Origin of the sequence: Suttonella ornithocola (assembly GCF_001889065.1) — a bacterium.
GTDB lineage: Bacteria > Pseudomonadota > Gammaproteobacteria > Cardiobacteriales > Cardiobacteriaceae > Suttonella_A > Suttonella_A ornithocola.
In genome coordinates this window covers 1-590 of record NZ_LWHB01000343.1, presented here as the reverse complement: position 1 = coordinate 590, position 590 = coordinate 1, and the positions used below count along the sequence as shown (strand labels likewise).

Here is a 590-nt window from a genome sequence, read left to right as displayed (position 1 = left end):
ATAAAACTTTACGTAAATACTTTTAAGATTGCCCCACTGCTTTTCGATTAGATTTAACTCTGGCGAATAAGGTGATAAAGGCAAAACAACGTGACCAAATTTTTCGGCTAACGCTTTTAGAACCTTCATTCGATGAAATTGAGCATTATCCATAATAATCACTGATTTAACACTCAATGATGGTAATAAGTGTTCTTCAAACCATTTTTCAAAAAAGGCACTTGTCATGGTATTTTCGTAAGTCATTGGGGCAATGAGTTTATTGCCAATTTGACCTGCAACAACGGATATTCGTTTATATTTTTTGCCACTAATGGTGCTTTTAACAGTTTTCTCTTTGGATAACCTTGCAAAGGGTCGATGTAAGTAGGTATCTATACCCGTTTCATCAATATAAACCCTTTGATGGTCATTGAAGGTTGCAAGCTTGGTTAGATCGTTTTCTACTTTGATTGGGTCTTGTTCTTTGTAGGTCGTGGTCTTTTTTTAAGTGTCATACCGATTGATTTTAGTGCATAAAATATGCCTTGTGGTGTACAGGCAAAGTGTTCTGCTATTTCAAATAAATAGGCATCATTGTGTTTGTTCTG

Annotated in this window: 1 pseudogene; it reads right to left on the bottom strand. The window is 35.3% G+C overall.

The annotated features are described in order from the left end of the window. Positions 1–590: pseudogene (locus A5N85_RS15955) on the bottom strand (IS630 family transposase); the annotation flags it as partial.